The 10,156-nt window shown below is 69.9% G+C and carries 10 protein-coding genes and 1 pseudogene; 4 read left to right on the top strand and 7 right to left on the bottom strand.

The annotated features are described in order from the left end of the window. The 3 genes from ACWGJB_RS41550 to ACWGJB_RS41540 form a co-directional block, all read right to left on the bottom strand. Positions 1–558 (bottom strand): cyclase family protein (locus ACWGJB_RS41550; protein WP_453385209.1); only part of this gene is annotated, 558 nt, incomplete at its 3' end. Positions 559–565: 7 nt separating this feature from the next. Further along, positions 566–2,146: a purine-cytosine permease family protein gene (locus ACWGJB_RS41545; protein ID WP_453385208.1), complete on the bottom strand. Its 1,581-nt coding sequence runs from the start codon at positions 2,144–2,146 to the stop codon at positions 566–568. Positions 2,147–2,612: 466 nt separating this feature from the next. Further along, positions 2,613–3,500 carry an MBL fold metallo-hydrolase gene (locus ACWGJB_RS41540; RefSeq protein WP_453385207.1) on the bottom strand — a complete coding sequence of 296 codons (888 nt, stop codon included), beginning with the start codon at positions 3,498–3,500 and terminating at the stop codon, positions 2,613–2,615. A gap of 614 nt (positions 3,501–4,114) precedes the next feature. Here ACWGJB_RS41540 and ACWGJB_RS41535 point away from each other — a divergent pair. Beyond that, positions 4,115–4,495 (top strand): HAD hydrolase-like protein, encoded by a 381-nt coding sequence (locus ACWGJB_RS41535; RefSeq protein WP_453385206.1) that lies wholly within the window; start codon positions 4,115–4,117, stop codon positions 4,493–4,495. Between the two features lie 7 nt (positions 4,496–4,502). On the opposite strand, the gene ACWGJB_RS41530 is transcribed toward ACWGJB_RS41535, so the two are convergent. The 3 genes and pseudogenes from ACWGJB_RS41530 to ACWGJB_RS41520 all read right to left on the bottom strand — a co-directional run bounded on the left by ACWGJB_RS41530 (position 4,503) and on the right by ACWGJB_RS41520 (position 6,616). After that, positions 4,503–5,063 (bottom strand): GNAT family N-acetyltransferase, encoded by a 561-nt coding sequence (locus ACWGJB_RS41530; RefSeq protein WP_453385227.1) that lies wholly within the window; start codon positions 5,061–5,063, stop codon positions 4,503–4,505. A 126-nt stretch (positions 5,064–5,189) separates the two neighbouring features. After that, positions 5,190–5,320, bottom strand: a pseudogene (locus tag ACWGJB_RS41525) (IS5/IS1182 family transposase); the annotation flags it as partial. Positions 5,321–5,647: 327 nt separating this feature from the next. Further along, on the bottom strand, positions 5,648–6,616 hold the full coding sequence (locus tag ACWGJB_RS41520) for a GlxA family transcriptional regulator (RefSeq protein WP_453385205.1): 969 nt from the start codon (positions 6,614–6,616) through the stop codon (positions 5,648–5,650). A 134-nt stretch (positions 6,617–6,750) separates the two neighbouring features. Between ACWGJB_RS41520 and ACWGJB_RS41515 the strand changes: the two genes are divergently transcribed. Then, positions 6,751–7,389: an HD domain-containing protein gene (locus tag ACWGJB_RS41515; RefSeq protein WP_453385204.1), complete on the top strand. Its 639-nt coding sequence runs from the start codon at positions 6,751–6,753 to the stop codon at positions 7,387–7,389. A gap of 341 nt (positions 7,390–7,730) precedes the next feature. On the opposite strand, the gene ACWGJB_RS41510 is transcribed toward ACWGJB_RS41515, so the two are convergent. Continuing rightward, positions 7,731–9,194, bottom strand: coding sequence for a DHA2 family efflux MFS transporter permease subunit (locus ACWGJB_RS41510; protein ID WP_453385203.1), 1,464 nt, complete (start codon positions 9,192–9,194; stop codon positions 7,731–7,733). Between the two features lie 59 nt (positions 9,195–9,253). Between ACWGJB_RS41510 and ACWGJB_RS41505 the strand changes: the two genes are divergently transcribed. Together ACWGJB_RS41505 and ACWGJB_RS41500 are read left to right on the top strand one after the other, a co-directional pair. Further along, positions 9,254–9,733: a winged helix-turn-helix transcriptional regulator gene (locus tag ACWGJB_RS41505; RefSeq protein ID WP_453385202.1), complete on the top strand. Its 480-nt coding sequence runs from the start codon at positions 9,254–9,256 to the stop codon at positions 9,731–9,733. A gap of 37 nt (positions 9,734–9,770) precedes the next feature. Beyond that, positions 9,771–10,121: a VOC family protein gene (locus tag ACWGJB_RS41500; protein ID WP_453385201.1), complete on the top strand. Its 351-nt coding sequence runs from the start codon at positions 9,771–9,773 to the stop codon at positions 10,119–10,121. Positions 10,122–10,156: the final 35 nt, after the last annotated feature.

Genomic DNA, 10,156 nt, shown 5'->3' with positions numbered 1-10,156 from the left:
CACGCCTCGTGGGCGTCTTTGATACGCCCGGAACCCCCCCCCGCGGCGCAACCCCGGGGGGGGCGCGGCAACTCCCGGCCGACGGGGGGGCCCCCCGCCCCCCGCCCCCCCCCCGACGGTGAGGCAGTCGGCCGCGACCACGGCCTGCGCCGCCTCGGGCGTGAGCCAGGGATGGGCGAGGTAGTCCTCGGTTCCCCAGTGCCGCGACCACCCGGTGGCCAGCAACAGGATCGAGCCGGGCCGCAGCCGCAGCAGGCCCAGGGCGGAGGTGAGCAGGCCGGAAGTGATCGGCGCCCGCGCGGGCAGACCGCGGACATCGGCGACGACCGCCGGTCCCGTGAACCGCTCCAGCGGCAGATCGTCCAGCGTGGGCCACGCCTCGTCCACGTGGTACGGCGCGTCGACATGCGTTCCGGACTGCGACCCCATGTGCAGCCTGAGGACGTTCACCCCGTGCTCGGCGACCCGCAACGCCCTGGAGACCTCCACCTCCGGGTCACCGGGGTAGACGGGCATCCCGGTGACCACGGGCACGGACAGGTCGAGCCAGCTCTCCATCAGCGCGTCAACTGCCTTCGACGGCAAGGGCGGGCGCGCCCTCGCTCTCCGTACCAGGACCGGTGATCGGCGGCACCGGAACATCGATCGTACGGGCCAGCCGGGGGCCGTCGGGCCCGTACACCGCCCGCGGCTCGGGGAACAGCCGCAGCAGCGCCAGGTACAGCACAGCGGCAACAGCCAGCGACAGCGGCAGGCTGATGTCGATGCCGTTGACGAGATCGCCCAGCGGTCCGACGAACTGGCCGGGGATGTCGGTGAACAGCACACCGACCACGGCACCCACCCACCAGGCCGTCATGCCGCGCCAGTTCCAGCCGTGTGTGAACCAGTAACGGCCGCCGCGCTGGCGGCGGTTGAAGACCTGGAGCGCGTCCGGGTCGTACCAGCCGCGCCGGGTGTAGAACCCGAGCATCATCACGACCATCCACGGAGTGGTGCAGGTGATGATCATCGTGGCGAACGTCGAGATGGACTGCACCAGGTTGAACCCGAAGCGGCCGATGAAGATGAACGCGATCGACAGGACTCCGACCAGGACCGTCGCCTGGACCCGCGACAGCCTCGGGAACACCGACGAGAAGTCGAGCCCCGTGCCGTACAAGGACGTCGTACCGGTCGACATGCCGCCGATCAGGGCGAGCAGGCACACCGGCAGGAAGAACCAGCTCGGTGAGATGGCGAGCAGACCGCCCACGAAGTCCGGAGCCGCCGGGTCGACGTACTTCGGTGCCTCGGTCGCGATGATGCTCGCGGTCGCGAGCCCGAACACGAACGGCAGCAGGGTCGCGATCTGCGACAGGAACGCGGCGCCGACGACCTTGCGCCGCGGTGTGTCCGCCGGGATGTAGCGCGACCAGTCGCCGAGGAACGCGCCGAAGGACACCGGGTTCGACAGCACGATCAGCGCCGAGCCGATGAAGGAGGGCCAGAACAGCGCCTGCGTCGCCGAGTCGGCCGAGGCCGTGAAGGCACCGGCGTACGAGGGATCGAAATCACCGGCGAAAGCGATCGCGCCGAGCAGGAAGAGCAGGGTCGCCGAGGTCACCGCGATCTTGTTGACGAACAGCATGAACCGGAACCCGTACACGCACACCGCGAGCACCAGGCAGCCAAAGAGCCCGTACGCGACCACGTACGACAGATTGTTCTGCTCCAGTCCGAACAGCCGGTGCGCGCCGCCGACCAGGGCGTCTCCGGAGCTCCACACCGAGATCGAGAAGAACGCGACGGCCGTGAGCAGCGACAGGAACGACCCGACGACCCGGCCGTGCACACCCAGGTGCGCCGAGGAGGCAACGGCGTTGTTGGTGCCGTTGACCGGGCCGAACACCGCCATCGGGCACAGGATCAGCGCGCCGACGACGACTCCGAGGAGAGTGGCCGCGAGTCCCTGCCAGAAGGAGAGGCCGAAGAGAATCGGGAAGGCCCCGAGGACACAGGTGGAGAAGGTGTTCGCACCGCCGAAGGCGACTCTGAACAGGTCGAGCGGCGACGCGGTGCGGTCCGCGTCGGGGATGCGCTCGACGCCGTAGGTCTCCACCTCGGTGAGAGACGGCGACGACGTGGCGGGAGAATTCTCGGACAAGGGTGTGCTCCAGCGAAGTGCCTGGGCCCGGACGCGGGCGATGGAGCGCGTGATGGCGCGAGGGGAGAACGGTCTCGCCTTCGCCGCAGGGGTGTGAGGCGGGAGCGGGAGCCGTCCTTGGAGGGTGTGCCGACGCTAAGGCCGGGCCGGTGATCTGCGCCAGAAGGTAAAACATCCATTTTGCGCGCCAGAGATGGAGCATTCATCCATTGCGGGGACTGCCCGCCGGCTCAGCTCTCCGGCCTCGGGTACCGCGCGGCGCGCCGGCCCTGCCACCAGTGGACGGTGACAGCGATCACCGAGCCGTCGGGCAGCCGCTGCTGCTGCCGCCAGTACTCACAACCTCACCCGCGGTTGAGCTGCGGGCGTGTTGACCTTGCGGTTCGGCTGGTGGGTGATCAGCGGACGAAGTGCGTGGCCACCGTCATGTCACGGCCGACCTGCATCGACTGCGCGAGCTGGGCTGTTACCAGAGCATCGCCGTGAAATCGATGGGGCGGGGCTGCAGTTCGCGGGTACGCGCCGCCAGCCGCCGCAGCCGCTGGCCCATGTCGTCGGCGGAACGGCGCTGGCGGTCGCCGTGGCCCGGAAGCAGCCACTCGAAGCGCAGCCGGTCGGCGGTCCGCGCCAAGGATGCGGCCAGTTCACTGATGGAGTACCAGGTGACACTGTCGGCCACCTCAATGTCCGCTGTGGTGCGTGACCAGTAGAAGCTGTCGCCGCTGAAGCAGTACCGCTCGTCCGCGAGGAACAGCACGCTGCCTCGGGTGTGCCCGGGGAAGGGAAAGGCGACCACCCCTTCGGCGATCTGCGCCGGGTCGGTGCCGCGAAGCACACGGTCGGCGTCCGGGGCGGCATCGAGGTCGCCCTCGTGGATCCACAGCCGGGCGCCGAAGCGGTCGGCGTAGCGGCGGCCGTGCGCGGCGTGGTCGCGGTGGGTGAGCAGGACATCTGTGACAGGGCCCAGCCCCTCGTAGCGCGCGGCCAACGATGTGCTCCAGCGCGGCGTGTCCACCATCATCGCGGTGCCGCCGGGGCGGCGCAGCAGGTAGGAGTTGGCTCCCGCGGTGTGCGTGGAGTTATGCCCGCACAGGTGCACGGTGTCGTCCAGGGCCATCGGGAAGGGGTCCAGGGCCACCTCCAGCCGCCCGGCCGGGGGACGGATCGACCGGGAGGGGCAGGCATGCGCCGCCGCGTTCAGCTGCCGGACCTCGGTTCGGTCGCGCGGCTGGCGCAGAACGACCGAGTGGCCGTCGACCTCGCCGATCAGGCCGGGGGCGAGCTGCCGGGCGACGTCGCAGTTCACACACCGCTCGTCCACCCGCCAGCCGTCCTCGAACCGTCCCTCGCCCATAGCCGCTCCCTTCCGCACTGCGCCCGCCGACCTGCCGCTCGATGTCCAGGGGTATCCCGCGCCGCGCGGATAAAGGAAGGGGGACCGGATCTTGTATTTACAGCATCGAGCCGCTCTGAAGGTCCGTGCGATTCGCACGGCTGCGGCGGCACGGATCCGCCGGCAGCCCCTCAGCCTGCCCGGGATCCATCGCGGGTCAGACCTTTAAAGAGGGAGCGTTCTGTTCCGTATCGGATGTTTGATCGCGGGTGGTGTGGCCGTGTCTATGCGCTCACAGCATTAGCCAGCCGAACTGACCAAGGCCTCGAAGACTGCGCTGTCGCAGTAGGACACTGCACGCCCCTCAGCCCCCACGTCGCCGCCAACCGCGTTGACGGTGTCATCGAGGATGTGGTTGCCACCGTGTTCCAGTCCTGCCCGGTCAAGCCTTTTGGAGGCCTCGATGACCGCACGCCCTGCCCATTCGGTGTTGTCGGGCTCGGGCGACTGGACACTCTGCCCGTCACCGGTATCGGCGTCTACGGCGCTGGGGATGCCGCATTGCGCCCTGACACCTCGTCGGCGGCAGACCCCGCCACGGGCCCTATGCTGCCGAGACGATCAACCCTATTGAAATGCTGATATTCGATTGCGACGGGGTGCTGATCGACAGCGAACGCATCGCCGTAAGTGTCCAGGCCGCCCTCGGCGCCGCCTTGGGATGGCCGCTCACGTCAGAAGAGGTGATCGCCCGGTTCATCGGGCGTTCGCACGCCGACAACCGCGCGCAGGTCGCCGCTCAGCTGGGTGCGGAGACGGCAGCGGTCTGGTCGGAGCAGTTCGAGGAACTCCGCCGCGCGGCCGCGGATTCCGAGCTCGTTCCCGTCGAGGGGATATCCGAGGTGCTCAGCAGCATCACCCTGCCGACACTCACCCCGGCCGAGCAGCTTGAAGGCCTGGACACCATCGTCTTCCACGACATGCGCAGACTGCCCACCCTGCTCCGCGAGCAGTAGCCTTCCGTCAGCCCTCGATCGTGACGATGGAGGTGGGCGAGGGCCGCGTGCCGTGAACCGGCACGGCCTTTTCGAGAAGGGTGAACGACTTGCGTATGCCGCCCGGTTGGGGCTTGCCGGCCTTGTGGCCGACGACCTGATAGCCGGCGTTCAGGTAGTAGGAGTTCAGGCGCGCGTTTCCGGCGAGACAGTCCAGGCGCACCAACGCCCGCCCTGCCGCGGCTACACGACGCTCGGCGGCCTGAAGCAGCAGCTGCCCCGTTCCCGGTGCGGCACTGGTCCGGTCCACCATGAGGCGGTGGACGTAACCGGCCAGGGGCGGTTGTGGCCCCCAGGCGTCTTCATCGGCCCACCACAGCTCCCAAGCCCCAACCAGACGCTCGGCAGCTTCCGCGACCCAAACCTCTCCGCTCGTCATGACTTGGCGGAAGTGACCCTCGTCCAGTTCACCCGGCTGCCATTGACCGGTGACCCCCTGAGCGAGCATCCATCGAGCAGCATCGTCACGTAGACGAACGATGGAAGCCAAGTCGGCGTCAGTGGCGAGGCGAAATCGTATGCCGTTCACATCGCGATCTTCGCACGGAAGCGAACCGCCCTGGTGGTGTCGCTCACGCGATGTCGTACTGGCTGCCACGGGAGTTCCTACCGGATGGCGTCGGGCATCGCCAGCAGATGAGTGCGCACCCGAGATGAGGAACGCTTCGTGGACGTCGTCCCGGATCTCCCAGCGGATGCGTAGGCGGCGGAACCAGTGCAGGTGGGCAGACGCACGTGCCACGCCCCAGCATCGGGCGCCCGGCCAGAGCCGTGTTCGGTGCCCCGGGATCAATGGCACCACTCATGACGTGCTGGCCTGCTGTTTCGGCGAGGACCGCGCCACCATCACGCGCGCCACCTCCTCGTCCCCGGACGGGCCGAGGAACTGGAGCGCCACCAGACCCTCATGGACACGCTCCTGGCCCAGCCCGCCGCATGACCGCCGCCAGGGGGACCGGCCGTACGCGCCCGTGTGAAAAGGCGATGCGGGCCCACCCGTAGCGCTTCACCACGGGTTTCACACCACAAAGTCCGCCAGCCCGCGGCACCTGGCTTCCCGTCCTGTCCGCTCGGGGTCCTGCGGCCACGGCGGCGGACCCAGCCTGATCGGAGTCACCGGGTGCGGCGGGCGGTGCTGAAGCGGCGCTGGTAGGCGGCGGGGGCGATGGAGAGCTCCCGGGCGAAGACGCGGCGGAGGCTTTCGTAGCTCGGGAACCCGGCCAGGGAGGCCGCCTGGGTCGCGGTGTGCCCCTGATCGAGCAGGGACTTGGCGATGTCGAAGCGGATCGACTCGACGTACCGGGCCGGTGTGGTGGACAGCTCCTCCCGGAACAGGCGTGTGAGATGGCGGGGGCTGAGGTGGAGATGTCCGGCGAGCTCGTCGAGCGAGTGGTTGCCTCCGGGATCCGCAGTCACCAGGTCGACGACCGTGCGCAGGGCCGGGGACCGGGGCGGTGGGCCCTGCAGCGGCGCGGAGAACTGCGACTGGCCGCCCGCGCGTTGCAGATAGACGACCAGGGCGCGGGCGACGTCCCGGCTGACGTCGGCGCCGTGGTCCTCCTCGACGAGGGCCAGCGCCAGGTCGATGCCGGCGGTGACGCCCGCCGAGGTGTAGGTGGTGCCGTCGCGCACGTAGATGGCGTCGGGTTCGACGCGGATCTTCGGGTGGCGCTCGGCGAGTTCGCGCGCGATCTTCCAGTGGGTGGTCGCGCGCTTGCCGTCCAGGAGGCCGGTGGCGCCCAGGACGAACGCCCCTGAGCAGACGGACGCCAGCCGGCCGGAGCGGCCCGCCAGTTCCCTGGTGGCGTCGGTCAGGTCGCGGGTGACGGGCGCCCGGGGATAGACGACCCCGCCCGGCATCACGAAGGTGTCGGGGTCCGGTTCGGAGGCGGGGCTGCCGTCGACGGCGATCCGGATGCCGGTCGAGGAGGTGACGGCGGCGCCGGTCGCCGACAGCACGGCGATCCGGTAGTCGGCGCCCAGCCGGTTCGCCTCGCCGAACACCTCCGCGGGGCCGGCGACGTCCAGGAGTGCGACCCCGTCGTAGACGAGGATCGCGACCCGATGCGGTGCGGAGCTCACAGTCCCGTTCCCCAGGTGTCCGGATTCGAGTGGTTCATGGCCGTGCCGAGGTGGCGGCAGAGGCCGCGCGATCGGCACCGTGGAGATGAGGCGAACAGCCCGCTCCGCACGACCACACCGAAAGCACGGACATCATGACCGACATCATCGCAGCAGTGGAAATTCCCGAAACGGCAGCTGTGACGGAGGCCACCGCATTTCTTCGCGAAACGGCCGGCCCGCTGATCTTCCACCACTCCCGGCGGGTATTCTTCTTCGGTTCTCTGCAAGCCCGCGCGCTCGGTATACAGCCCGATCCGGAGCTGCTCTACATATCCGCGATGTTCCACGACACGGGGCTTTCGACGCCGTTCTCCGAGGTGGAGCAGCGCTTCGAGCTCGACGGCGCCGACCACGCACGCAGGTTCCTGCTCGACCGCGGCTTCTCGAAGAGTGCCGCGGAAGTCGTCTGGACGGCGATCGCACTGCACACGACCCCCGGGATCCCCGGCCGGATGGGCCCGGAGGCGGCTGCCACGAACTACGGCGTCCTGACCGACGCGGTCGGCTGGGGGCTGGAGCGCCTCGACGGCGGCCGGGTGGACGAGATCATCGCCGCCCATCCGCGCGGACAATTCAAGGAGGGATTCCTGCAGGCGTTCGTCGACGGACTGAAGAATCGTCCCGACACGACGTACGGGACCGTCAACGCGGACGTGCTGGAACATTTCATTCCGGGTTTCCGCAGCACGACGATGGTCGAGCGCGTGATGGGCGCACCCTGGCCGAATTGAGGTCGGGGAACAGCGGAAGCCAGAGGAAGCGAGCGAAATCAAGAGGATTCCAGAGGCATGCATTCCGATGACATCGGTGCTTCCGGCCATGGCCGTGGTCGTCTCGGGCGGCCCGCCATGTGGGACACGGTACGCAGTCCGTTGGGGCTCTGCCCTGATCGGGGAGAACGGGGACAACGGAGGGAATCGGACGAACCGGTCCCGGCGCGCTGCGCGTCGTGGCGGAGAAGGCCATGGGCGGTGGTACGAGCACGTCGGCGGGACCGCCACCGGGACGGTCCGCACGCGCACGAGCCGTCAGAGCCCCTCCTCGACCGGCGCGTTGGCCGGGCGGCGGCCGGTCAGGATGTCTGCGGCAGAGCCCGCCCCGTCGCCTCGGCATCCTTCGGCGCGGCGGGACCCGTCCGCTCGGGGCCCCGGCCCCGCCCTCGGCTGAGCTGCACCCCGACCGCCGAGGTCACCAGGCTCAGCGCCGTGGCCGTGTACCACACGACCCGGAAGTCGTGGTGCGAGGTGGCGTCGACATAGGAGCCGATGACCGCGACCAGGACGGCGACGCCGATCGTGGCCGAGAGCTGGCGCACCGAGTTGACCAGTGCAGACCCGGTCGCCGCACGGTGTCCCGGTACCGCGTGCACGCCGGCGGCCACCAGTGTGCCCAGGGCCAGGCCCACTCCCGTACCGGTCAGCAGCTGGCTGGGCAGCAGCTCACTCGCGTAGTCCGGTGTGACCGACGCGAAGATCGCGAACCAGGCCATTCCACCGGCGAACAGCACGCCGCCCGCCGCGATGAGCGGTCCCTGCCCGAAGCGCTGCGCGGCGCGGGTGGTCAGCACGGTGACGACGGGCACGAGCGCGGGGCCGGGGGCCAGAGCGAGACCGGTGCGCAGCGCGCTCCAGTGCCAGACCTCCTGACACCACAGCACGTTCGACAGCAGCATGATCGAGAAGGCCACGCCGAACAGGAGGCTGCCCACGTTGGCCGCACCGAAGCGCGGCAGCCGCAGCAGGTCCAACTCGAACAGCGGACGGGGGTGGCGCAGGGACCGGAGCACGAACGCGGCGCCGCTGATCACGGCGACGGCCAGCAGCAGTATCGTCTGGCCGCTCGTCCAGCCCTGGTCGGGTGCCTGCACCAGCGCCCCGGACAGCGACGCGATCGAGACGATGACCAGCAGGGCGCCGAGAAGGTCGGGCAGCGGCCCGGTCTCCCGCGCGGCCGGCTTCGGCAGTGCGGTTCGGCCGGCGACGAGCGCCGCGATACCGATGGGCAGGTTGACGGCGAAGACCCACCGCCAGTCCACCTCCGTCAGCAGGCCACCTGCGACGGGTCCGGCGGCCGCGGCGAGTCCGCCGACCCCGGCCCAGCCGCGGGTGGCCTGGGTGCGGCGCTCGGCCGGCACCGCCGCCAGCAGCAGGGCCAGCGAGGTCGGGATCTGGGCCGACGCCCCTACGGCCTGCACCACCCGGGCCACGATGAGGGTTCCCAGGTTCGGGGCCAGGGCACAGCCCAGCGACGCGAGCGTGAAGACGGCGATCCCGGCGAGGAAGACCGGCCGCTGCCCGATGCGGTCACCGGCGCGCCCGGCCACCACCAGCAGCGCGGCGAAGGTGATCGCGTAGGCGTTGAGGACCCAGGACAGCGATCCGAGGCCCGCTGCGCCGCCACCACCGGAGAAGTCCTCTCCCACGGCGGGCAGCGCGACGTTGACGATCAGCAGATCCAGGTTGGTCATGAAGACGGCCACCAGGACGACTGCGGCGGCCGCCCGAGGGTGATTTGAAAACCGAAGCAGCGTGGACATGGCGCAACCCAAACACAGGGTGGTTTGGAAATCAAACCCTGCCGGGTGATACTGGGAAAATGACCACGCCCATCGACCCCCGGGACATGGCGGGGCGCCCGTGCTCCCTCGCCGCGGCCCTCCAGATCATCGGTGACCGCTGGGCCCTGCCGGCGATCCGTGAGGTCATGCTCGGCAACCACCGCTTCCGGCAGATCGCCAGGAACACCGGCGCTCCCACGGACCGGCTCGCCGCGCGCCTGAAGGCGCTGGTGGAGAGCGGCGTCCTCGAACGGCGCCCGCTGCCGGACGACGCCCGCTACAGCGGCTACTACCTGACGGAGGCCGGGCGCGATCTGGGGGCCATCACCCGCGAGCTGATCGGCTGGGGCGACCGCTGGGTCGTCACCGCACCGCCCGCCCGGATCCGGCACCGGGATCACGAACTCGTCACCCACACGGTGTGCGAGACCTGCGGCGAGCGGGTCCACGGGGAAGATGTCCACCGGGACGACCTCGTGCCCGGCTGGGACCAGTCGGGCCCGGTGACGACCCCGTAGACCCAACGGCCCCATCTCGGCGAAACGAAGGACCGGCATGATCAACGGCGCCCACGTCATCCTCTACAGCCAGGACGCGGAGGCCGACCGCGCCTTCATCCGCGACGTCCTCGCCTTCCCCGGTGTCGACGCGGGCGGCGGATGGCTGATCTTCAAACTGCCCCCGGCAGAGATCGCCGTACACCCCACCGAGGGCGCCTCCCAGCACGAGTTCTATCTGATGTGCGACGACCTCGACGCCCAGCTCGGGGAGCTGCGTGCGCGGGGCGTCGAGATCACCCGCCCGGTCAGCGAACAGCGCTGGGGCAGGCTGACGGCGGTGCGTCTGCCCAGTGGCGCCGAACTGCCGCTCTACGAACCTCGCCACCCCGTGGCCCACAGTCTGTGACACTCGAGCGGCCCCGCCCGGGGGCCACCGGATGT

The sequence above is a fragment of the Streptomyces sp. NPDC054813 genome, assembly GCF_053611365.1.
The sequence above is the reverse complement of the archived record's forward strand: the minus strand, read 5'-3'. Positions and strand labels throughout refer to the sequence as shown.

Bases quoted from the DNA above. Each gene is read 5' to 3' on its own strand.
- ACWGJB_RS41535 (WP_453385206.1), top strand. From the start codon at position 4,115: ATGCTGATATTCGATTGCGACGGGGTGCTGATCGACAGCGAACGCATC.
- ACWGJB_RS41540 (WP_453385207.1), bottom strand. From the start codon at position 3,500: ATGGGCGAGGGACGGTTCGAGGACGGCTGGCGGGTGGACGAGCGGTGT.
- ACWGJB_RS41500 (WP_453385201.1), top strand. From the start codon at position 9,771: ATGATCAACGGCGCCCACGTCATCCTCTACAGCCAGGACGCGGAGGCC.
- ACWGJB_RS41515 (WP_453385204.1), top strand. From the start codon at position 6,751: ATGACCGACATCATCGCAGCAGTGGAAATTCCCGAAACGGCAGCTGTG.
- ACWGJB_RS41505 (WP_453385202.1), top strand. From the start codon at position 9,254: ATGACCACGCCCATCGACCCCCGGGACATGGCGGGGCGCCCGTGCTCC.
- ACWGJB_RS41510 (WP_453385203.1), bottom strand. From the start codon at position 9,194: ATGTCCACGCTGCTTCGGTTTTCAAATCACCCTCGGGCGGCCGCCGCA.